Source organism: Haloarcula sp. H-hyl6 (assembly GCF_056934455.1).
This window is the reverse complement of the sequence record NZ_JBRIIK010000002.1, coordinates 884,130-904,027: the sequence shown is the minus strand read 5'-3', so window position 1 is coordinate 904,027 and position 19,898 is coordinate 884,130. Positions and strand designations below refer to the sequence as shown.

The following is a 19,898-nucleotide window of genomic DNA, read 5'->3' as shown; positions in this document are numbered from 1 at the left end:
CATCGGCACGGCGGCGGCTTCCGAAGGGGCTTCAGATGCGCTTCCAGTCGGTCGGTTCGCCCGCCAGACCGAGGAGGCGCGACTCTCGGCCGCCGCCCTCGGCGTCTCTGACCTCGATGAGACCGTCGAACGCCTGCTTGATGACCTGAATCGTCTGCTCCTCGTGGGCGCCGGAGTCGATGGTGAACACGCCGATGTAGTCTGCGGCGTCCAGTCGGGACGAGAGGACGTGGCAAAACTTGAACACCGTCTTCTTGTCGGTGTAGGTGAGCATCGTCGACAGCGAGATGAGGGCCAGTCGACCCCGCTCGCGGCCCGAGTTGTGCAGCCCCTCCAACGTCTTGGTGATGCCGATACCGATGCCCGTCAGGTCGGCCGGCGAGGACACCTGATGGACGTACGCGCCGTCGACTGACCCGCTCTCGGACCCGCTCTCGCGGCGGCAGTCGACCACGCCGAGTTGGGACTCCTCGAGTTCCGGGACCCGCTCACGGAACTCCGAGACGACGTCCGTCGCGTTGTCGCCGGTCGTCACGACGACGGTGCCGTCGCCGTTTTTCGCACCGTCGGCCAAGATGTCGTAGGCCAGCCGTTGCTTCCCGGTCATCGCCGGGCCAGAGATGAGGATACTGGACCCAGGCGAGACCTCAGACAGCGCCTCGAAGTCGAGTACAGATGAGAGGTCGTACATATCTTCCGCCACCTCAGTTCTCTTCGCCATTGCTCAGTCCCCGCAGTGTTGCGATGAAGTCGTCGTCGTCCTCGATACCGCCCAGCGTATCCGAGAGTCCGTCCCGCATCTCGGCGACTTCGGCTTTGAGCGCCGCGTACTCCTCGCTGTCTGCGAGTTCCGCGTTCGACTTCGTCGCTTCGAGCGTCGCTTGCTTCTCGACGAGAGCGTAGTAGTCCTGTAGAAGTGTGTCGTACTCGGAACGTTCGAGCAGGTTCGAGACCGTCTCGTGGAGCTGTTCGCTCCGAATCGGCTTCGAGAGGTAGGCGTCGAACCCCATCTCGAGGATGTCGAAGTCCGGTTCGACGGCCGTCACCATGGCGACCCGGCACCCGAGGTCTCGCTCCCGGATTCGGTTGAGCACTTCGTCGCCGGAGAGCCCCGGCATCATCCGGTCGAGGAGAACGACGTCGACGGAGTCGTCGAGCAGTTCGAGACCCTCGTCTCCGTTCTGGGCCATCCGGACCTCGTAATCACCTTCCAACCACAGTTTGTACGTCTCGGCGACGTCCGGTTCGTCTTCGACGATGAGTACCACAGGCGGGTCCGATTCTGACATACTGGTCTTACTGTTGCCGTTTTACTATCCACATACATAGCCCTGTGGGTGCTGACACGGGCGGGTGCGTGTGTTAACCGGTGCCAGCGGACCGTTCCGGGCCAGAACGACACCCACATTGGGGTCCCTCGGCTACGGGGAGACATGATACGGAACCTGTCTCGTGGCGTCCAGTCGTTCACGAGTAACGCATTCCTCGTCACCGGGGAGCGGACCGTCCTCGTGGACGTCGGCAACGAGTACGATATCGCCTCGAAAGTACGGGACCACGCCGACGGCCTCGACGGGGTCGTGCTGACCCACACCCACTACGACCACGTCGGCAATCTGGACGACGTCGTCTCGGCGTTCGACGTCGACGTGTGGGGATACGACACCGAACAGACGGGCGTCGACCACGCCGTCGGCGACGCGGAGACAGTGACGCTGGGCGACCACGACTACCGGGCGCTCCACACACCGGGACACAAGAACGACCACCTCTGCTTCTACTCGCCGGCCGCGAGCGTCCTGTTCGCCGGGGACCTCGTCTTCGCCAACGGGAGTTTCGGTCGGACCGACCTGGAAGAGGGTGACCGCGACTCACTCGTAGAGAGCATCGACCGGGTCCTCGACGTGGTCGACGAGGACCTCGGCGCGATGCACACCGGACACGGACCGAGCGTCACGGACGACCCCTACCGCGACATCGAGTTGGCGTGGCAGGCCGCACGGTTCTGACCGGCGCGGCCAAACCTCTTTGGCCCGACCGTCCGACGTGTCGACCATGGGACTCCCGATAGACCCGTCGGCGCTCGACCCAGAGGACATCGGCGAGAAGCGAGCGACCCTGGAGATGGACCACGAGGACGCCATCGAACACGTCCGCGAGGTGTTCACCGACGCCGGGTTCGGCGTCGCCACCGAGTTCTCGCCCTCGGAGTTGCTCAACGAGAAAATCGACGCCGACCGTGACCCGTACTACGTCCTCGGCGCGTGCAACCCGGAGATGGCCGACCGGGCACTCGACGCCTCCGAGAACCGCATCGGGGCGCTGTTCCCGTGTAACGTCGTCGTCTGGCAGGAGGAACCCGGCGTCCAGACCGTCTACCACGTCAGCATCATGCGCGCCGCCCGACTTCTCGGGATGGCTCCGGACGACGACGTGATGGCGGACATCGTCAGCGACACGGGCGAACTGGTGGACGAGGCGTTCTCGAACCTCGACAGCGTCGAGTAACGAGTCAGTCGAACGCCGTCGCCAACAGCGCGTCGTAGGCGTGGTCGTAGGCGTCGGCGACGGCGTCGGGGTCGGCCCGCGTCTCGCCGTCGAGGGCCGGCAGTCTGACCGCGCCCGTCCGGTCGATGAGGTCGACCACGTTCCCGACCCGTTCCTCTAACTGCCCGTCGCCGGGACTGCCGGTCGCAACCTCGCAGGCCTTCGCGTAGCGTCGGCCGTCGTAGAAGCGGGCCCGACCGGGTTCGACGACGGCGACGGCGTCCGGTTCGAACCCGTCGAGCGGTCGGGCCACGTCGCCGTAGGACTCGACGACGGCACGGTCGGCGTCGGCGATGTCGGCCGCCACCGCAGACAGCGCGTCGGCGTGCATCGCCGCCATGAGGTCGTTGAAGTCCGGGAGCGAGGTGGCTCGGGGGGCTTCGGCCACGGGCAGTCGCTCGGCCACGGAGTCCGGCAGGTCGACGGTGCCGTTGACGACGAACTCCCCGGACCCCTCGCGGCCGCCGACGCGGTCCACGACGAACTGTCGGCGGTCGCTCCCGAGAATCCCGGTTCCCGCTCCGGGCGACGGGTGCCAGAGGCGGTGAATCGCGTTGATGCTCTCGGGCCGGACCTCGCCCGGGGACGCGTCCGCCAGTCGCTTGGCGTCCTTGCCGAACAGTCGCCCCTGTTCGGTCGCGTAGCCGTAGTCGTCGTGGTCGAACCAGTAGTTGTTGCCGGCCCGCGGTTTGAACCCGCGAGCGCCGGTGTGAGCCAGCAACCCGACGGAGAACGTCGTCTTGCCGGCGTCGACTCGGTCGGCACCGGCCACGAGGAGCTTCATCTGTCGTCGAGGCCGTAGAGGCCGACCACGTCCTCGGCGTCCGGTTCGGCGAACACCAGACTGTCCTGATTGTAAATCATCCACGGGATGGCCCAGTCGATGAACACCGACTCGTTGAAGTCGCTCAACTCGGCGTCGACGGGCAGTCCCTGCAACAGACGCGCGAGTTCCGGAATCGTGTACAGCAGGTCCGGGTCGAGGATGTCTTCGGGTTCGTGCAGTTCGAACGCGCGGACGTCGTCGAATTCGGCCTTCTCGGCTGGCATGGCCGCTGGTACGCCGAGGGGGTGGGTAAATCCCTCGAACCAGCCAGAACCACTATAACGATGGACAGACAGTACTCGCCAGATGGTCTCCGTCTACGTCGTCTACGCTATCCTTCTCCTCGCGACGGCGGTGTTCGTCGCGGCGCTGTCGGCCTACGTCTGGCAACGACGGGACCGTAACGGGGCCGGCGCCCTGACCGCCTTGCTGGTGGGGCAGTCCGTCTGGTGCGTCTGTGCGTTCGCCGCCATCGCGACGAGGGGGACTCGGTGGGCCCTGCTCTGGTCGCGACTCTGGTACGTCGGTATCGTCGTCGTGGTGGCGGGCCTGTTCGTGTTCTCGCTCGCGTACACCGGCCGCGAGCGGTTCTGCAATCGCTGGACCTACGCCGCGCTGGCGATAGAGCCGGCGGTCCTCTTGACCGTCTCGGCCGTCGAACCGCGCGGTCTCCTCTACACTACCCTCGGCCGGTCGAGCGAGACGATGCTCGGGTGGACTGTCCAGTCTGGGCCGGTCTTCTGGGCCCACGCCGCCTACTCGTACGCCCTCGTCGCGGTGGCGAGCGCCCTCATCATCGAGTTCGCACTCACTTCCGACTCGCTTCGCCAGAAGCAGGTGAACGGCCTCGCCGTCGCCATCTTCGCGCCGTGGTTCGCCAACGGCCTCTACCTGTTCGGTGACCTCGGGTTCGACCCCACGCCCGTCGCGTTCTCGGTTACGGGTATCGCGCTGACGTGGACCGTCGTGCAGGCGGGTCTCCTCGAGATATCGCCGGTCGCCTACCGGGAGGTCGTCGACTCGCTCAACAGCGCCGTGTTCGTCGTCGACACCGAGGAGCGATTCGTCGAGGCCAACCACGCCGGCAGAGCCCTGCTCGAAGACAGCGTCGTGGTCGGAAAACGCGTCGAAGAGGCGTTGAGCGAGTGGCCGGCCCTCTACGAGCAGTACGAGTCGCTGAGCGACGTGACCGAGCGAGCGGAACGGGTCATGAAACAGAGCGGCCGCTACTTCGACGTGCAGGCCTCGCCGGTGTACGACGACCACGGTGACTTGCTCGGCCGTGTGTTCCTCGTCCACGAGATAACCGACCGGAAGCTCAGAGAGCGGGAACTCGAACGCCGGAACCGACAACTGGACCAGTTCGCCAGCGTCGTGTCCCACGACCTCCGGAACCCGTTGAACGTCGCCAGCAGCAGTCTCGCGCTCGCCGAGCAGACCGGCGACGACGAACACTTCCGGCGGGTCGAGCGCGCCCACGACCGGATGGAAGGGCTCATAGAGGACGTGTTGGCGCTCGCACGCGACGAGACGACCGTCGAGTCGGAGCCACAGTCACTCTCGGCGCTCGCGCGAGCGGCGTGGGAGCACGTCGAGACGGAGGCGGCCTCGCTGACCGTCGAGAGCGACCGGACGGTCGCCGGCGACCGAGACCAGTTGCTTCGTCTGTTCGAGAACCTCTTTCGGAACGCCGTGGAACACGGTGGGGACGGGGTGGCCGTCACCGTGACGGCGACGGCCGACGGGTTCGCCGTGGGCGACGACGGCCCGGGCGTCTCGCAGGACGAACCGGCGTCGGTGTTCGACCACGGCGTCACCACGTCGTCGTCGGGCACCGGTCTCGGCCTCGCAATCGTCGAACACGTCGCCGCGAGTCACGATTGGGACGTGACGGCCACGGAGAGCGCCGCCGGCGGGTTCCGGGTGGACGTGACCGGCGTCGACGACGGTCCCAGACCGGCCCGAGTGACGGACTCCAACGGGTGAGCCGTCGGCTGGTCGGTTTGCGCGCGAAAAAATGTGCGGGTGAGGAGCGTTACTCGAAGTGCTCAACCGACTTCTGGTACTGTGCCGCGGCGTGGTCCCAGTCGACGACCTCGAAGAAGGCGTCGATGAAGTCGCCGCGGGCCGGACCGTAGTCGTAGTAGTACGAGTGCTCCCAGACGTCGAGGGCCAGGATGGGGTGTGCGCCCCAGAGCGCGCCCTGGTCGTGCTTGTCGACCTTGACGTTGCGAAGTTGCTTCGCAACGGGGTCGTAGACCAGCAGCGCCCAACCGCCGGCGGCCGATGCGGCGGCCTCGAACTCGCCCTTCCAGCCCTCGTAGGAGCCGAAGTCCTCCTCGATGCGGGCCAGCAGGTCGCCCTCGGGTTCGCCGCCGCCGTTGGGGTCCATGTTCTCCCAGAACAGCGTGTGGAGATAGTGGCCACAGCCGTTGTGGGTCACGTTACCCAGCGCACCGGCGGACGAGGAGAAGTCCCCCGACTCACGGTTCTCGGCCAGCGTCTCTTCCGCCGACCCCAGCCCGTTTACGTACCCCTGATGGTGGGTGTCGTGGTGCCACGTGAGCACCTGCTCGGAGATGTGTGGCTCCAGGGCGTCGTAGTCGTACGGAAGCGGTGGCAGTTCGGGTTCGGAGTGTTCGGACATATGAAATCGCCTCCACATGAACGGTCGTGCGCGCGACTGTTAAACGTTTAGGAGCAGGATGATACCACGTCACAGACACCGGCAGGCGACGGCGTGATACGGCAGCCTACCGCGGTTCGTGACAGCCGCCAAATGAGGCCGAGGTGAGGTGTCAGACGGCCCAATCGAACCGCACTGCCTCGGTGCTCACTCGGGGACGGTCCGCGGAAACGTCAGTTCCAGTACCGTGTGGTAGCCGTCCGTCCCCACGGAGAGTCGGCCGTCGGCCTGTTCGACTCCCCAGTTGATGAGCCACCGGCCCATGTCGTCCCGGTCGGCCGGTCGCGGTTCGGCACCGTGGAGGAGGACCGCCTGTTCGTGATCGGTCAACGGGACGCCCCTATCGCTGACCGTCACCGTGACGCTGTCGTCGTCGGCGGTGACAGAGATGCCGACGACCGACTCCGCGTCGGCGGCCTGCGACCGCTGGGCGGCGTGGCGTAGCGAGACGCGGAACACCGGTTCGAACAGGCCGCTACAGTAGGCCCACTCGCCGAGGCTGGCTTCGAGGACGAACGTCACCTCGGGGCGCCACTCGCGGGCGGCGTCTATCTCCTCGTGGATTATCGGTACGATGTCGGCCGGCGGTCCCTCCTCGGGCGAGACCATCGTGGCCAGTTCCGCGGCGCGGTCGCTGACGTCCAACGCGACCGAGGCGCGTTCCCGCAGGACGTCCACGTCGGAAATATCGTCTTCGTCGTCGGTAACCCGCTGGACGGTCGTCATCTCCTCCTGAATCGTGGCCCGCAACACGTCGTTCAGAGCGTCGAGGCGCTGTTTCCGTTCGCGCCGTTCGGTCACGTCCCGGAACGTCACCACCTCGCCGAACACGTGGTCGGCGTCGCCGTCGATGAGTGCCGTCTGGACGTCGTAGTGCGCCTCCCGACCGCCCGTCTCGACGGTGACCGTCGTACCCGGGACGTCGCCGAGATTCGCGAGTAGGGTCACGTCTGCGGCGGTCCGCCCGAGGAGCGACTGGCGGTCGGTCCCCAGTAGCGAACAGGCGGCGGGGTTGCAGTCGACGACGACGCGACTCCCGTCGAGAACGAACACCGGGTCGTCGATGGCCTCGACGACGGTTCCGGACGCGAGATGTGTCGACACCGGCGCCCGCGAGAACATGTCGTACTCCAGAATGGCGACCAGCGCCAGCAGACTCGACAGCGCGAACGCTATCGGCGTCGGGTCGAAGACGGCCGTGTCGACGAGGTCGGTGGCGAAGACGTAACTCGCGCCGACCGGAACCACCGCGGCCGCGACGAGCGAGAGCGCGCGCCCCTTGTACAGGGACCGCTGTTCGAAGACGAACTCGACGAGCAGTACCGCACCCGAACCGACACAGAGCCACGCGTACAGCGCGAACAGCCACAGCACGGGGGCGAACCCGCCGGTCAGGGCACTCACACCGCCGTACGCCTCTGTCTCGATGGCCTTGCGGATGGTCCCCTCGTACGAGAGGAGCGCTGCTCCGAGCGTCACCGCCGGGACGACGGAGAGCGCCAGCAACAGGTCCCGAGTGAGATACTCACCCCGGCCGGTGTACTCGAGGACGAACGCGACCCACGCCACCGGCAACACGACGACGCCGACCCACTCCAGGCGGGCCAGTAGAAACGTCGTCGGCGGCGTCCCGGCCAGCAGTTCCCCGGCGTAGGTGACTATCCACCACAGTTCGCCCAGAGACAGGGCCAGTAGCGGCATCGCTCCCGGCATCGAACTGTGCCGGAGTGTCAGCACCACCACCACGAGGCAGAAGAGCGCCGCTAGCCCCAACGCCCCGAGGAACAGGTCCCCCACCATTCTCGTACGACGTACGCACAGCCACCCGCAAAAAGTAACTGGTTCGAAGCGGTGAAATTTACGGCGCAGTTCGCCCACGCGACGTTCGACTGCCGTCCGTGCGCTCGTCGCTCGCTTCGACTCCCGACGCGCCTCGCATCCGGTTCCCCAGGCGGCCGGCGGGGCCGCGATACTCAGCTCTCACCCCTCGCTCGCTCGAACATCCCGATTGCCTCCGCACGTCGCTCGCTGTGGTCCACGATGGGGTCGGGATACTCGGGTGCGGCGTTGCGGCGCTGGGTCAGCGACGCCTCGTGCCACCCGTGGATTATCTCGGGGTCCGCGTCTTCGAGTTCGGGGACGTAGCGCTTGATGTACTCGGCGTCGGGGTCGTAGCGTTCCCCCTGCGTCATCGGGTTGAACACCCGGAAGTACGGTTGTGCGTCCGTCCCCGTCGAGGCGGCCCACTGCCACCCGCCGTTGTCGTTTGCGGTGTCGTGGTCGACTAGTTTCTCCCGGAACCAGTCGTACCCGTGCCGCCAGTCCATCAACAGGTCCTTCGTGAGGAACGAGGCCACTATCATGCGGACGCGGTTGTGCACGAACGCCTCCTCGCGGAGTTGGCGCATCCCGGCGTCGACGATTGGGTAGCCCGTCTCGCCGTCCTTCCACGCCCGCAGGTGGTCCTCGTCGTAGGTCCACTCGATGTCGCGGGCGTACGTCTTGTAGTTCGCCGTGACGACGTTCGGGTTGGCGAAGAGGACCTGCGTGTAGAACTCCCGCCACGCGAGTTGGGACTGGAACTCCTCGACCGACTCCTCCTCGGCGCTCCCCGGTTCGGCGGCGTCTCTGGCCTCGGCAGTGGCCGCGTACACCTCGCGGATGCCGACGGTGCCGAACTTCAGGTGCGCCGAGAGGCGGGAGGTGCAGTCGTCGGCCGGATAGTCGCGGCGCTCCTCGTAGCGGTAGACGTCGTCGTCGAGGAAGGCGGCGAGGAGTTCGCGGGCGCGGTCGGTCCCGGCCGGCGGTACGTCCGCCTCCGGGTCGTCGAAGCCGAGGTCCGCGAGCGTCGGAAGGTCGTCGCCGGGGACGTCGGCCAGCGAATCCGCGGCGGGCGGGTCGTACGGGTCGGCCTTCTCCCTGTCGTGCCACTTTCGACCGAAGTAGGTGAACACGCTGTATGGGTCCCCGTCGTTGGTCGTAATCTCGCCCGGTTCGTGGAGGACGGCATTCTGGACGGCCTCCCGGGCCACGTCCGCGTCGTCGAGTGCCTGCCGGACCTCGGCGTCCCGTTCCCGGGCGAGACCCGAGTAATCCTTCCCCCACGTCACCCTGTCCGCGCCGTACTCCGCGGCGAGTTCCGGGAGGACCGTCCGCGGGTCCCCGTGGGCGACGACGAGGTCCGACCCGCGCTCGCGGTACCACGACCGGAGGCCGGCGAGTGCGTCGAGCATGAACGCCACCCGCGGCGGGCCGGCGTGTGTCAGCACGTCCGAATCGAAGACGAACACCGGGACGACCGGGTCGTCGGGGCTCGCCGGGACGAGACCCGCGTTGTCGTCCGCACGGAGGTCTCGCCGATGCCAGTGAAGACGCATACGTCGGGATGGGACGCCCCAGTCAAAAAGCCGCACCCAACAGGGTTTGGTCGGACCGGCGGCAGAGTTATCTCGCCGGGCCCGGTGGTCGCGGGTATGCCAGAAGATGCCGTCCTCCTGACTATCGAGGACGACGTGGCGACGGTGACGTTGAACCGACCGGACGTGCGCAACGCCCTCGCCGAGGAGACGTCCGAGCGGTTGCTGGAGCGCTTCGAGACCATCGCCGACAGCGACGCTCGCTGTGTCGTCCTCGAAGGCGCCGGCCCGGCGTTCTGTGCCGGTGGCGACGTGGGCGCGATGGTCGAGGGCGTCGCCGGCGACCAACCCCCCGCGGAGCGCGTCGAACTCGTCGTCTCGGCCATCCACGGTGCCATAGAGGCGGTCCACGACTGCCGTATCCCGGTGGTAGCGAAGATAGACGGCGCGACGTTCGGGGCCGGCGCCGGCCTCGCACTCGCCTGCGACGTGCAGTTGGCCAGTCCCGACGCGAAGATTGGCTTCGGGTTCCGGCGGGTCGGTCTGGCCATCGACTCCGGCGTCTCGTACTTCCTGCCGCGCCTCGTCGGCCCGAACAAGGCCAAGGAACTCGTCTTCACCGGCGAACTGCTGGACGCGGACGCCGCCCGCGAACTGGGTATCTTCACCCGACTGTTCGAGGCCGATGAGTTCGAGGCCGGCGTCGAGAACGTCGTCTCGACCATCGCGGAGGGGCCGACGGTCGCGCTGACCCAAGCCAAGCAGTTGCTCGACCGCGGCACCGAAGCCACCTTCGAGCAAGCGCTGGAGAACGAGGCCACCGCACAGGGTCTCGCGTTCACGACGGCCGACCACGAGGAGGGCGCGACGGCGTTCATGGAGCAGCGTTCGCCGGAGTTCGAAGGGCGCTGACCGACAGAGGGCAGGCCACCGCCATTCATCAATCCGTATCAACGAACCAGTTGACCGTTCCCGTATGACGGCAGGCACGGTCCGACTCTCGGCCGACCGAGACGACCCCCCGTCTCGTCGTTCCCGTACCGCCGGACCCGACGGAAAAACTGTGACAGACGCAACTGTCAAATCCCGTGACAGAGGAGTGTCCGTATGGTAGCCGAGACGCCGGACTGGGAGTTCAAGGAGCGCGACGTCCACATACTTCGGGAACTTGCGGCCGACCCACAGCGCTCGTCGCGAGAGTTGGCGGGCATCTTGGAGAGCGAGTACTGCATCGACGTCTCGCACGTCACCGTCAGCGAGTCAATCCGCAAGATGCGAGAGGAAGACGTCTTCCGGGAGGCCATCGTCCCCAACGAGTCGCTGTTCAACTTCGCGCTGTTCGAGTTCAAGTTCAACCCGGAACACTTCGCCGACGCGTGGCACGACGCGATGGTGGCTATTCGCGACGACAAGCACACGCTGTTTTACTTTCTCTCCGACGGCGAGTACCAGTGGAAGTCGGTGATGATGTTTCCGACGCGAACCGCCGAGTCCCGGTGGATTCACGAGTTCTACAAGGACCACGGCGAAGTCGTCCAGAACGTTCGTAACTCCGTCGTCCACAACGTGCTGAAGTTCCGGACCGACCCGGAGATGTTCACGGAGCTACACGAGGACGAGTAGAAAGACGGCTAGAGAGATAGCAGGCAGACGACTGCCGTGGCCGGTTACAGTTTGCGCTCGGCGTCTTCGGCCAGTTCCTTCATGCGTTTGCCGACCCGGCCGGCGTCCGAGAACTCGTCCTCGCTCATCGCGGTCGCCAGCGCGTTCCCGAGGACGAAGACGGCGTGCTTGTGCTCGCTCTTCGACTTGTGCACGTCAGAGGGTCGGACGTCTAGCTCTTGATAGGGGTCGAACAGGCTCGGGTCGACGCTGTCCATCTCGTCCCGGAAGAACTCCATAATCGTCACCATCTGTTCGTGTAGCTCCAGAAGCTCGTCTTTGTGCATTGTCGTGTGCTATGCGACGGGACTCGTATAAGAATTGCTTGAGAAGGGATACCAGACTGTCACTGTTCGATACTCAGAAGACGTACTCGTCGTCGTGCCCCATCATACCGTCGTCCTCGAACCCTGGTTCTTCCTCCTCGTCCTGCGGACCGGACGTCTTGTACGCCTTCAGTCCGGTCGAGAGGAGGTCTTCGATGGCTTCTTCGCGGTTGAGGAACTCGCCTTGCTCGACCAGTTGGGCGATCTGCATTTCGAGGTGTTCCGGGATGTTGATCTCTACCTTTGGCATCGCAACGTTGCCTCCTTTGACCAAGCCCTATTTAAATTTGACGGGGGTAGTTACGCGTTTCGCAAACCCAGCCTCCAGATTACTCCGGATTCGATTCTCGAAACCGGAGATTAATTTCTCGATTTGGGAATCGAGTGCCCGAGACGCCACGGCAGGTCGACCGGTCGAGGGTATAGTCAGGCTCAAAGGGTCCCAATCCTAAGACAGGGGTGATGGAACCTCTGCGTGGCGACGAGTCGACGGTGGGTGAGACTGCTGTCGTCACACGCGGTTGTCGAATCGAGCGTGGGGCACCGCGGACCGTCCTCGAAACCGACGCTCGGCCGCGCTTCGCGTGGGCGACAGGGAGTGAGTCGATAGCGGCGGGCGGGGCCGCCGCCAGCGTCACCGCCGAGGGCGCGTCGCGGTTCTCCGACGTGCAGTCGGCCGCGACGGCGCTGTTCGACCGCTGTGACGTCCCCGTCGACCTCCCGAGCGTCGCCCGCCCCCGGCTGTTCGGGGGCTTCGCCTTCCACGAGGGCGACCACGAGTCCGAGGACTCACCGTGGGGCGGGTTTCCGGGCGCGGCGTTCTTTCTCCCCGAGGTGCAGGTGACGCGAACGAACGGGAAGACGTGGCTCACGACGACCGGAACGGGGCCGTCGGCGGCGGCGGACGCCGACAGACGGCTGGAATCGTGGCGCGAACGACTGACCGACGCCGGGGACGACGACCCCGCCGGACCGCCCGGCATCGAGTCCCGCGAACGGACGCCCTCGCAGGCGACGTGGCGCGACCAGGTGGGAGCGGCGCTGGAGAGCGTCGAACGCGGGAGTCTGCAGAAAGTGGTCCTCGCGCAGGCGTTGCGCGTGAGCCTCCGGTCGGACCTCGACGTGCCGTCGGTACTCGACCGGTTAGCCGCGACTTACCCTGACTGTTACCGCTTCATGCTCGCCCCCTCCGAGGGCGGGACGTTCTTCGGTGCGACGCCGGAACGGCTCGTCTCCCTCCGGGGCCGAACCGTGCGGACGGAGGCGCTTGCCGGGTCGACCGGACGAGGCGACACGCCCGCAGAGGACGAGTGGCTGGCCGCGGAACTGCTCGAGAGCGAGAAGGACACGCACGAACACGAACTCGTCGCCGAGGCCATCCGCGACCAGTTGGAACCGTTCGCGAGTTCGGTCCGCATCGGCGACCGGACGGTCCGTCGGTTGGCGACGGTCCAGCACCTCCGGACATCTATCACGGCGGAACTGAAGCGCGACGAGCACGTTCTCTCGCTCGTCGAGGCGCTCCACCCGACGCCCGCCGTCGGGGGCCTCCCGCCGGACGAGGCGCTCCGGACCATCCGCGAGACGGAGGCGTTCGACCGAGGGTGGTACGCCGCGCCTATCGGGTGGGTCGACGCCGCCGGCAACGGCACCTTCGCCGTCGGTATCCGCTCGGCGGTCGCACAGGGTCGACTCGCCACCCTGTTCGCCGGGGCCGGCATCGTCGCCGACAGCGACCCGGACCGGGAGTGGGACGAGGTCCAACTGAAGTACCGACCGATGCTGGACGAACTGGAGTGACCGACGTGAGCCACCCCAACGTCAACGCGCTGTGGGCCGAGACGCTCGTCGAGGAACTCGTCGCCGGCGGCGTGTATGCGGCCTGTGTCTCGCCGGGCAGTCGCTCGACGCCGCTGACAGTGGCCTTCGCCGAGCACCCCGGCGTGACCGTCTACTCCCACCTCGACGAGCGGTCCTCGGCGTTCTTCGCGCTCGGGCGGGCCAAGCGGACCGGCGACCCGACGCCGCTGGTCTGTACCTCCGGGACAGCCGCGGCCAACTTCCACCCGGCGGTCGTCGAGGCGAACCAGTCGGGCGTGCCGATGCTCCTCCTGACCGCCGACCGACCGCCGGTACTCATCGACAGCGGCGCGAACCAAACCGTCGACCAGGAGAAACTGTACGGCGACGCGGTCCGCTGGTACCGCGACATGCCGGAACCGGCGGCCAGACCCCGGGCGGTGCGGATGCTCCGGACGACCATGGCCCGGGCGCTCGCAGAGGCGACCGGGGCCGACCCCGGCCCAGTCCACCTCAACTGCCGGTTTCGGAAGCCGCTCGAACCGACGACGGTGCCGGACGACGACCCGGACGGCGTCCCGGCGGACTGGGCCGACGGTGACGCACTCGCCGCGTCGGGACGGGACGGTCCCTTCGTCAGGACGACGCAGGGCGTCGTCGAGCCACCGGCCGCGGAACTGGCCCGACTCGCACGAGCGGTGGAGTCCGTAGACTGCGGCCTCGTCGTCGCCGGCCCCGACGACGCCGGCCTGAGCGCGGCAGCACTGGAAGCCCTCGCCGACGCCACGGGGTTCCCGGTGCTCGCGGACCCGCTCTCTGACCTGCGCTTCGGACCGCACGTGGAGCATCTCGACCCGCCCGTCTGTGGCGGCTACGACGCCTACCTCGGGTCCGAGGCCACCGAGTCGTGGCCCGACCCGGACCTCGTCGTCCGCTTCGGGGCCTCGCCGACCTCCAAACCCCTCCGCCACTACCTCCGGGACGCGGACTGCCGACAGGTCGTGGTCGACCCGTCCGGTGGGTGGACCGAGGCGGAGTTCACCGCGAGCGACCACCTCGTCGCCGACGCGGACGCCGTCGCCGAGGGCATCGCCGCCCGGGTGACGGACCCGGCCACCGACGGGTGGCGCGACCGGTTCGAACGGGCCGAGCGCATCCACCGAGAGGCCGTCGCCGAGACCCTCTCGGACCGGTACTGGGAGGGGGGCGTGCTAGCAGACGTGGCGGCAGACCTGCCCGACCCGGCGACGCTGTTCGTCTCGAACAGCATGCCCGTCCGTGACTTGGACCGGTTCGGGGTGCCTCGGACGGCCGACCTCACGGTCCTCGGCAACCGCGGTGCCAGCGGCATCGACGGCGTCACGTCGACGGCGCTCGGCGCGGGGAGCGCCACCGACGACCCCCTCGTCCTCGCCACCGGTGACCTCGCGTACTACCACGACATGAACGGGTTGCTGGCGCTCGGTCGGTGCGGTGTCGACGCCACGATAGTCCTCCTCAACAACGACGGCGGCGGCATCTTCCACGTCCTCCCCATCGAGGACCACGACACCTTCGAACCCCAGTTCAAGACGCCGCACGGTCTCGACTTCTCGCCGACCGGAGACCTCTACGACCTGTCGTTCACCAGCGTCGAGGGCCGCAAGGCGTTCCGCGAAGCGTTCGCGGACTCGGTCGGCCGAGACGGTACGCAGGTCGTGGAAGTCCCGTTCGACGCCGAAGCGAGTCACGCGGTCAGGGACGACCTGACCGCCCGCGTTCGGGAGACTATCGCCACTCGCTGAGCGACTCTTCGAGGACGTCGACGGGGACCGACGTGGTCTGCTCCTCTATCTCCGGGAACTCCGTGAACGCCGTCTCGTTTCTGCTGTAATCCGGGCGCTCGCCCCGAGTCCCGGTCGTCGACCCGGAGACGACGCCCACGACCTCACCCTCCAGCGTGACCAGCGGTCCACCGCTGTTCCCCTGTTGGGTGGGCACCGTCGAGAGGAGCCAATCGATGCCGTCCAGGACCCGCAGATAGCGGCCGAGGCTGAGTATCCACTCTCCCAGACGGCTCGGGTGACCGACGGCGACGAGGGGGTCGCCCCGGGAGAGGTCACCCACGTCCCCCAGCGGCAGCGGTGAACCGGACAGGTCCGTCTCCAGCAACGCGACGTCGGGCGCCAAGTCCTCGTGGTAGCCGACCCGCTCTGCGGTCCCGGTCCGCCCGTCGAACGTCTCGACCGACAGCGTCGGCGACCCGTCCGCGACGTGGGCGTTCGTCACGAGTTCGCCGTCGCCGACGAACCACCCCGTCCCGCCGCGGTTCCCGTCTCGGAGGACGACCACCGACTCCCGAACAGTGGTTCCCACCTCCGACGCCCGCGCACGAACATCCCGGCTGAACGTCTCGTCGACTGGCTCTCCCTCCGTTCGCGTCGGCCGCGTCGACTGCGACGCCGACTGCGGGTTCGCCGACACGTCCGACGGTCTCTCGCCGACCGGTACCGACGGGGATTCCACGTCGACTACCCGGCTACACCCCGATAGCCCGACAGTCGCGGCGACCGATGCGAGAAACGCGCGGCGACGCTGGTCCATACTCTCCGGACGGGACCGTGCCCACATAGGTCTACTTCTACAGTCGCAGGACGGAGTACGTGAGCACCGAGAAGCCGAACGGGAGCCACGTCCCACAGAGGGCGACGACGCCGACGAGCGAGAGGAGACCGACGTTCAGCGCCACGAGGGCCAGCGGCGTGACCAAACTCCACGCCCCGAACACCAACAGCGCGATTCGCGGCATCGACTGGAGGTAGCCGACGACGAGGACGGCACAGGCGCCGATGACGACGTTGACGAACAGCGGGAACGCCGGGAGCAGGGCGCTGAACAGCAACACGGGGTAGAGCGCGAAGACGATGCCCAACAGCGTCAGTTCCCGGCCGCTGGGCACGAGGCTGTCGTACCTCCGGCCGGGTTGGACGTCCGCCCTGACGGCGTAGGTCCTGCCGGAGCGCCACGTCGCGGCACCGCCGCCGTCCGCGTACCCGCCGCTGTCGCCGGGTCTCGCGCTGTGGGCGCCGGTTTCGGCGGCGTCGGTGTCGTCCCCGCTCGGACCGCCGGCGTCGCCGCTCGCCGCTCGGTCGGCCCGGACTCGCTCGCTGGCGCGTCGCTCTCGGTCGGCGCGGTTTCCACGGGAGGTGGCGGCGGACCCCGCCGACGTCCCCTCGTCCGAAGCCGAATCGGCGGACTCGCCGTACCCGGCCGTCCGTGCCGCCGAGGCGACGGTGCTCTCGTCCACCGAGGACGCCGTACCGACGTAGGCGTCGTGGCCGAGACGGTCGTAGCGCGCCCGCTCTTCCTCGTCGGCGAGGACGTCACGCGCCTCGACGAGCGCCTTCGTGACCGCTCGGGCGTCCGCGGCGTCGCTCACGTCCGGGTGCGCCTGCTTCAAGCGCTCCCGGTAAGCCGACTCTATCTCGTCGGTCGTCGCGTCCTCGGCGACGCCGAGTAGGTCGTAGAACGTCTCGCTCATGTCGGGGGTGAACTAAACCATAGTCTGCCACAGCGGCGCATAAATCCTCCCGCTGTAGACCTCAGGACTCCCGTTCTAGTTCGCGCTCCCGGTCGGGCACTCTCTCGTCTCCGTCGAAGGCCACCCTGTCGCTCGCTCGGCCCCCGTCGGTACGCTGGACCGCTAGCTGTTCCAGTGCCGACGCGATGCGGGCGAGCACCCGGATGAGGTGATAGAAGAGGTAGACGCCCCAGATTGCGGCGATGGCGAACAGGCCGAGCAGTATCTGTTGGACGATGACGAGACTGTACGCGAGGACGAGCACCGAGAGGACGGCGAGTCCCGCTTTCAGCGTTCGGTCGGCGGAGTTGGAGGGCATGCACGTGCGCTGACGGGTGGCCGCGCCGAAAGCGTTTCGACGGCACTGGGAATCTTTTTGCGCCGTCCACCGTCATGCCCGGTATGGTCTCTGAGCTATTCGACCCGGACCGGTGGGAGCCTATCGAGCGGTTCGACTTCACCGACATCACCTACCACCGCTCGACGGAGACGGGCGCGGTCCGCATCGCCTTCGACCGCCCCGAGGTCCGCAACGCCTTCCGCCCGGAGACGGTGGACGAACTCTCCGAGGCGTTGGACCACGCGAAACGGCTCACCGACGTCGGCTGTGTCCTCGTCACCGGCAACGGCCCGTCACCGAAGGACGGCGGGTGGGCGTTCTGCTCCGGCGGCGACCAGAGCATCCGCGGGGAGAGCGGCTACGAGTACAGCGAGTCGCCGGGCGACTCGGGACAGACGAGCGGGGAGCGAAGCGACCCGCGAGACGAAGACGACGAGGACGCCCCCGAGAACGTCGGCCGCCTCCACATCCTCGAAGTCCAGCGCCAGATTCGTCACATCCCGAAGCCAGTCGTCGCCGTCGTCCCGGGGTGGGCAGTCGGGGGCGGCCACTCCCTGCACGTGGTCTGTGACCTCACGCTCGCCAGCGAGGAACACGCGAAGTTCCTCCAGACAGACCCCGACGTGGGGTCCTTCGACGGCGGGTTCGGCTCTGCGTACCTCGCCCGGCAGGTCGGTCAGAAGAAGGCCCGCGAGGTGTTCTTCCTCGGGAAGACGTACGACGCCGACGAGGCGGCCGAGATGGGGATGGTCAACGACGTGGTGCCACACGCGGAGTTAGAGGACGTGGCAATCGAGTGGGCCGAGCGCATGAACGAGAAGTCACCGACGGCGATGCGGATGCTGAAGTACGCGTTCAACCTCGACTCCGACGGCATGGTCGGCCAGCAGGTGTTCGCCGGCGAGGCGACCCGTCTCGCCTACATGACCGACGAGGCACAGGAGGGGCGCGACGCGTTCAACGAGGGACGGAAACCCGACTTCGACGACGTGCCGTGGCACTACTGACGGTTCGGCGCCGGTGGTTCCGCACGCGGGAACCGGAGTTCGACGACGGTGCCGGTGGGGGCGTTGTCCCGGACGGCCAACGACCCGCCGCTGTTGACCGTCATCCACCGGACGAACCACAGGCCGAGGCCGGTGGTGTGTTGTAACTCCGATTCGACGCCGGCGGTGAGCGCCCGTCGCTCCGTCTCGGTCATCCCCGGTCCGTCGTCCCCGACTGTGACGACGACACGGTCACCGGTCACCTCGACGGCCACGTCGATTTCGACACCGCTCCCCCCGTACTCTGCGGCGTTGTCCAGCAGTTCGCCCAGCGCCATCTGGACCGACGCGTGAGCCCACGCCCACGCCGAGTCGGGGAGGGTAGCACGGACGGACACTCCGTCGTTGCCGAGTCGCGTCTCCTCGACGACCTGTTCGACGTGCGGGACTAAGTCGGTCGGCCGCACGCTGTCGCTCTCTCCGGGGTCCAGCGTGTCGTGGAACTCACGGGCCGTCTCGCCGAGGCCGAGGAGGTCCCCCGCGGCCCGCTCGATTGCCGCGGCCGGCGTCAGGACAGCCTCGTCGTCCGACGCCTCGCGGACGAACTCCACCTGCGCCAGCACCACGTGCAGTTTGTTCCGGAGGTTGTGCCGGAGGACCCTGTCGAGCACCGACAGTCGGTTCTCTCGCTCGCGGTGGCTGGTCACGTCGCGGCTCACGCAGACGACGCCGTCGAACTCCGACCCCGGTATCATCGCCACTGCCGTCTGGTACGTCCGGTCCCGGCCCCGAGCGTCGGGGATTACGGTCTCTATCGTCGTCTGGTCGGTCCCGTCGCCAGCCAGTTCGAGGATTGCGTCTGCGAGCGCCCCGGCGTGGCGTCTGCCCAGCACCGATTTGACGTGTTCGCCCAGCAGGTCGTCTCTCTCCTCGCCGGCGAGGGCCACGGTGGCCTCGTTCAACAGCGTGAACTCGAGGTCGGCGTCGAGCGTGTAGATGGGGTCGCCGGCGGCCCGCACGATTTGCTCGTACCGTCGGAGGGTTCGCGTGCGCTCGACCCGCTCGGTGACGTCCTGTTGAAACCCGACGAAGTGCGTCGGTTCGTCCCGGCCGTATATCGGGACAATCTCGACGTGGTTCCAGAACGGGGTCCCGTCGCGGCGGTAGTTCAGGAGTTCGACGGTGACGGGGGCACCCTCGTCGATGGCTGCTCGCATCTCCCGTATCGGTTCATCGTCGGTGTCGGGACCCTGCAGAAACCGGCAGTTGCGACCGAGAATCTCCGAGCGGTCGTATCCCGTCAGCTCGACGAACGCGTCGTTGACGTACACCAACTCCTGGTCGCCGTCGGCCCGCGCGATGGTGAGGCCCGTGACGGCCGCGTCCATCGCCCGGCGAAAGAGAGTCAGTCGGCGGGACTGACGGCGGATGCGCAACAGCGACTCGACCCGGTTCCGAAACACCTGCTTTGCAGTCGGCACCCGTAGCACGTCGTCGACGCCGCTCGGAAGCGTGCGCAGGTGCCGTTCGGAGTCGGACGGTCCGAGGACCAGCAACACCGGGAGGAACGTCGGGTTCGACTCGGCTTTCCGCTCGGTCAAGCGGTCGGCGACCCGTCGGTACGTGCGCGTGTCGACCAGACAGATGTCGAACTGCGGCAGGTCGTCGAGCGAGTCGGGGGTGACGACCGTCGTCTCCGAGAACTGCTCGGCGACGAGTTCCCGGTCCCGGTCGTTCTCGACGAGGAGCAGCGCCCGCTCTCGCCTCCCGAGGACGTCGTCGAAATCGGGGGTGTCGTGTGTCATAGACG

21 protein-coding genes are annotated in these 19,898 nt (G+C 67.3%); 8 read left to right on the top strand and 13 right to left on the bottom strand.

All coding sequences use genetic code 11. The features are described 5' to 3' along the window. Nucleotides 1–31: 31 nt before the first annotated feature. Both Hhyl6_RS18285 and Hhyl6_RS18280 read right to left on the bottom strand, forming a co-directional pair. Nucleotides 32–721, bottom strand: coding sequence for an RAD55 family ATPase (locus tag Hhyl6_RS18285; protein ID WP_483740678.1), 690 nt, complete (start codon nucleotides 719–721; stop codon nucleotides 32–34). Further along, on the bottom strand, nucleotides 705–1,289 hold the full coding sequence (locus Hhyl6_RS18280) for a HalX domain-containing protein (protein WP_483740677.1): 585 nt from the start codon (nucleotides 1,287–1,289) through the stop codon (nucleotides 705–707). The genes Hhyl6_RS18285 and Hhyl6_RS18280 overlap by 17 nt, the downstream gene beginning before the upstream one ends. A gap of 144 nt (nucleotides 1,290–1,433) precedes the next feature. On the opposite strand from Hhyl6_RS18280, the gene Hhyl6_RS18275 reads away from it, so the two are divergent. Both Hhyl6_RS18275 and Hhyl6_RS18270 read left to right on the top strand, forming a co-directional pair. Then, on the top strand, nucleotides 1,434–2,009 hold the full coding sequence (locus tag Hhyl6_RS18275) for an MBL fold metallo-hydrolase (protein WP_483740676.1): 576 nt from the start codon (nucleotides 1,434–1,436) through the stop codon (nucleotides 2,007–2,009). Between the two features lie 46 nt (nucleotides 2,010–2,055). Continuing rightward, nucleotides 2,056–2,508: a DUF302 domain-containing protein gene (locus Hhyl6_RS18270; protein ID WP_483740675.1), complete on the top strand. Its 453-nt coding sequence runs from the start codon at nucleotides 2,056–2,058 to the stop codon at nucleotides 2,506–2,508. A 4-nt stretch (nucleotides 2,509–2,512) separates the two neighbouring features. On the opposite strand, the gene Hhyl6_RS18265 is transcribed toward Hhyl6_RS18270, so the two are convergent. Both Hhyl6_RS18265 and Hhyl6_RS18260 read right to left on the bottom strand, forming a co-directional pair. Next, nucleotides 2,513–3,331 carry an ATPase gene (locus Hhyl6_RS18265; protein ID WP_483740674.1) on the bottom strand — a complete coding sequence of 273 codons (819 nt, stop codon included), beginning with the start codon at nucleotides 3,329–3,331 and terminating at the stop codon, nucleotides 2,513–2,515. Further along, nucleotides 3,328–3,597 (bottom strand): DUF5827 family protein, encoded by a 270-nt coding sequence (locus Hhyl6_RS18260; protein WP_483740673.1) that lies wholly within the window; start codon nucleotides 3,595–3,597, stop codon nucleotides 3,328–3,330. Before Hhyl6_RS18260 ends, Hhyl6_RS18265 begins: the two co-directional genes overlap by 4 nt. Nucleotides 3,598–3,679: 82 nt before the next feature. On the opposite strand from Hhyl6_RS18260, the gene Hhyl6_RS18255 reads away from it, so the two are divergent. Then, nucleotides 3,680–5,359, top strand: coding sequence for a histidine kinase N-terminal 7TM domain-containing protein (locus tag Hhyl6_RS18255; RefSeq protein ID WP_483740672.1), 1,680 nt, complete (start codon nucleotides 3,680–3,682; stop codon nucleotides 5,357–5,359). Nucleotides 5,360–5,408: 49 nt separating this feature from the next. Here the strand turns inward: Hhyl6_RS18255 and sod are convergent, their stop codons facing one another. From sod to Hhyl6_RS18240, 3 genes are all read right to left on the bottom strand, one after another. Next, nucleotides 5,409–6,020: a superoxide dismutase gene (gene sod, locus Hhyl6_RS18250; protein WP_483740671.1), complete on the bottom strand. Its 612-nt coding sequence runs from the start codon at nucleotides 6,018–6,020 to the stop codon at nucleotides 5,409–5,411. Between the two features lie 186 nt (nucleotides 6,021–6,206). Continuing rightward, nucleotides 6,207–7,859 (bottom strand): histidine kinase N-terminal 7TM domain-containing protein, encoded by a 1,653-nt coding sequence (locus tag Hhyl6_RS18245; protein ID WP_483740670.1) that lies wholly within the window; start codon nucleotides 7,857–7,859, stop codon nucleotides 6,207–6,209. A 173-nt stretch (nucleotides 7,860–8,032) separates the two neighbouring features. Then, a complete protein-coding gene (locus Hhyl6_RS18240) occupies nucleotides 8,033–9,436 on the bottom strand; it encodes a cryptochrome/photolyase family protein (RefSeq protein WP_483740669.1) in 1,404 nt (467 codons plus the stop codon). Between the two features lie 96 nt (nucleotides 9,437–9,532). Here Hhyl6_RS18240 and Hhyl6_RS18235 point away from each other — a divergent pair, with 96 nt between their 5' ends. Together Hhyl6_RS18235 and Hhyl6_RS18230 are read left to right on the top strand one after the other, a co-directional pair. After that, on the top strand, nucleotides 9,533–10,327 hold the full coding sequence (locus Hhyl6_RS18235; RefSeq protein ID WP_483740668.1) for an enoyl-CoA hydratase/isomerase family protein: 795 nt from the start codon (nucleotides 9,533–9,535) through the stop codon (nucleotides 10,325–10,327). A 195-nt stretch (nucleotides 10,328–10,522) separates the two neighbouring features. Continuing rightward, entirely contained in the window at nucleotides 10,523–11,038 is a 516-nt protein-coding gene (locus tag Hhyl6_RS18230) for a winged helix-turn-helix domain-containing protein (RefSeq protein WP_483740667.1), read from the top strand. Nucleotides 11,039–11,082: 44 nt separating this feature from the next. Here Hhyl6_RS18230 and Hhyl6_RS18225 read toward each other — a convergent pair whose 3' ends face one another. Both Hhyl6_RS18225 and Hhyl6_RS18220 read right to left on the bottom strand, forming a co-directional pair. Further along, a complete protein-coding gene (locus tag Hhyl6_RS18225; RefSeq protein WP_483740666.1) occupies nucleotides 11,083–11,364 on the bottom strand; it encodes a UPF0058 family protein in 282 nt (93 codons plus the stop codon). A gap of 73 nt (nucleotides 11,365–11,437) precedes the next feature. Then, nucleotides 11,438–11,653: a ribbon-helix-helix domain-containing protein gene (locus Hhyl6_RS18220; RefSeq protein ID WP_483740665.1), complete on the bottom strand. Its 216-nt coding sequence runs from the start codon at nucleotides 11,651–11,653 to the stop codon at nucleotides 11,438–11,440. Between the two features lie 212 nt (nucleotides 11,654–11,865). On the opposite strand from Hhyl6_RS18220, the gene Hhyl6_RS18215 reads away from it, so the two are divergent. Then, nucleotides 11,866–13,203 carry an isochorismate synthase gene (locus Hhyl6_RS18215; protein ID WP_483740664.1) on the top strand — a complete coding sequence of 446 codons (1,338 nt, stop codon included), beginning with the start codon at nucleotides 11,866–11,868 and terminating at the stop codon, nucleotides 13,201–13,203. A gap of 5 nt (nucleotides 13,204–13,208) precedes the next feature. After that, nucleotides 13,209–14,987 (top strand): 2-succinyl-5-enolpyruvyl-6-hydroxy-3-cyclohexene-1-carboxylic-acid synthase, encoded by a 1,779-nt coding sequence (menD, locus tag Hhyl6_RS18210; RefSeq protein WP_483740740.1) that lies wholly within the window; start codon nucleotides 13,209–13,211, stop codon nucleotides 14,985–14,987. Here the strand turns inward: menD and Hhyl6_RS18205 are convergent. The 3 genes from Hhyl6_RS18205 to Hhyl6_RS18195 form a co-directional block, all read right to left on the bottom strand. Next, complete coding sequence (locus tag Hhyl6_RS18205; RefSeq protein ID WP_483740663.1) at nucleotides 14,971–15,786, bottom strand: S1C family serine protease; 816 nt, start codon at nucleotides 15,784–15,786, stop codon at nucleotides 14,971–14,973. The genes menD and Hhyl6_RS18205 overlap by 17 nt on opposite strands. Nucleotides 15,787–15,823: 37 nt before the next feature. Beyond that, on the bottom strand, nucleotides 15,824–16,723 hold the full coding sequence (locus tag Hhyl6_RS18200) for a J domain-containing protein (RefSeq protein ID WP_483740662.1): 900 nt from the start codon (nucleotides 16,721–16,723) through the stop codon (nucleotides 15,824–15,826). A gap of 61 nt (nucleotides 16,724–16,784) precedes the next feature. Beyond that, nucleotides 16,785–17,081 carry a DUF8066 domain-containing protein gene (locus Hhyl6_RS18195; RefSeq protein WP_483740661.1) on the bottom strand — a complete coding sequence of 99 codons (297 nt, stop codon included), beginning with the start codon at nucleotides 17,079–17,081 and terminating at the stop codon, nucleotides 16,785–16,787. Nucleotides 17,082–17,164: 83 nt separating this feature from the next. Here Hhyl6_RS18195 and Hhyl6_RS18190 point away from each other — a divergent pair, with 83 nt between their 5' ends. Then, a complete protein-coding gene (locus Hhyl6_RS18190; protein ID WP_483740660.1) occupies nucleotides 17,165–18,109 on the top strand; it encodes a 1,4-dihydroxy-2-naphthoyl-CoA synthase in 945 nt (314 codons plus the stop codon). Here Hhyl6_RS18190 and Hhyl6_RS18185 read toward each other — a convergent pair. Then, nucleotides 18,103–19,893, bottom strand: a complete 1,791-nt coding sequence (locus tag Hhyl6_RS18185) for a PAS domain-containing sensor histidine kinase (protein ID WP_483740659.1) — start codon at nucleotides 19,891–19,893, stop codon at nucleotides 18,103–18,105. The two genes, Hhyl6_RS18190 and Hhyl6_RS18185, sit on opposite strands and share 7 nt — an antisense overlap. Between the last annotated feature and the right edge of the window lie 5 nt (nucleotides 19,894–19,898).

What these genes read in the sequence shown, in the direction of transcription:
- Hhyl6_RS18285 (WP_483740678.1), bottom strand. Translation starts at nt 721, where the DNA reads ATGGCGAAGAGAACTGAGGTGGCGGAAGATATGTACGACCTCTCATCT.
- Hhyl6_RS18280 (WP_483740677.1), bottom strand. Translation starts at nt 1,289, where the DNA reads ATGTCAGAATCGGACCCGCCTGTGGTACTCATCGTCGAAGACGAACCG.
- Hhyl6_RS18275 (WP_483740676.1), top strand. Translation starts at nt 1,434, where the DNA reads ATGATACGGAACCTGTCTCGTGGCGTCCAGTCGTTCACGAGTAACGCA.
- Hhyl6_RS18270 (WP_483740675.1), top strand. Translation starts at nt 2,056, where the DNA reads ATGGGACTCCCGATAGACCCGTCGGCGCTCGACCCAGAGGACATCGGC.
- Hhyl6_RS18265 (WP_483740674.1), bottom strand. Translation starts at nt 3,331, where the DNA reads ATGAAGCTCCTCGTGGCCGGTGCCGACCGAGTCGACGCCGGCAAGACG.
- Hhyl6_RS18260 (WP_483740673.1), bottom strand. Translation starts at nt 3,597, where the DNA reads ATGCCAGCCGAGAAGGCCGAATTCGACGACGTCCGCGCGTTCGAACTG.
- Hhyl6_RS18255 (WP_483740672.1), top strand. Translation starts at nt 3,680, where the DNA reads ATGGTCTCCGTCTACGTCGTCTACGCTATCCTTCTCCTCGCGACGGCG.
- sod (WP_483740671.1), bottom strand. Translation starts at nt 6,020, where the DNA reads ATGTCCGAACACTCCGAACCCGAACTGCCACCGCTTCCGTACGACTAC.
- Hhyl6_RS18245 (WP_483740670.1), bottom strand. Translation starts at nt 7,859, where the DNA reads ATGGTGGGGGACCTGTTCCTCGGGGCGTTGGGGCTAGCGGCGCTCTTC.
- Hhyl6_RS18240 (WP_483740669.1), bottom strand. Translation starts at nt 9,436, where the DNA reads ATGCGTCTTCACTGGCATCGGCGAGACCTCCGTGCGGACGACAACGCG.
- Hhyl6_RS18235 (WP_483740668.1), top strand. Translation starts at nt 9,533, where the DNA reads ATGCCAGAAGATGCCGTCCTCCTGACTATCGAGGACGACGTGGCGACG.
- Hhyl6_RS18230 (WP_483740667.1), top strand. Translation starts at nt 10,523, where the DNA reads ATGGTAGCCGAGACGCCGGACTGGGAGTTCAAGGAGCGCGACGTCCAC.
- Hhyl6_RS18225 (WP_483740666.1), bottom strand. Translation starts at nt 11,364, where the DNA reads ATGCACAAAGACGAGCTTCTGGAGCTACACGAACAGATGGTGACGATT.
- Hhyl6_RS18220 (WP_483740665.1), bottom strand. Translation starts at nt 11,653, where the DNA reads ATGCCAAAGGTAGAGATCAACATCCCGGAACACCTCGAAATGCAGATC.
- Hhyl6_RS18215 (WP_483740664.1), top strand. Translation starts at nt 11,866, where the DNA reads ATGGAACCTCTGCGTGGCGACGAGTCGACGGTGGGTGAGACTGCTGTC.
- Hhyl6_RS18205 (WP_483740663.1), bottom strand. Translation starts at nt 15,786, where the DNA reads ATGGACCAGCGTCGCCGCGCGTTTCTCGCATCGGTCGCCGCGACTGTC.
- Hhyl6_RS18200 (WP_483740662.1), bottom strand. Translation starts at nt 16,723, where the DNA reads ATGAGCGAGACGTTCTACGACCTACTCGGCGTCGCCGAGGACGCGACG.
- Hhyl6_RS18195 (WP_483740661.1), bottom strand. Translation starts at nt 17,081, where the DNA reads ATGCCCTCCAACTCCGCCGACCGAACGCTGAAAGCGGGACTCGCCGTC.
- Hhyl6_RS18190 (WP_483740660.1), top strand. Translation starts at nt 17,165, where the DNA reads ATGGTCTCTGAGCTATTCGACCCGGACCGGTGGGAGCCTATCGAGCGG.
- Hhyl6_RS18185 (WP_483740659.1), bottom strand. Translation starts at nt 19,893, where the DNA reads ATGACACACGACACCCCCGATTTCGACGACGTCCTCGGGAGGCGAGAG.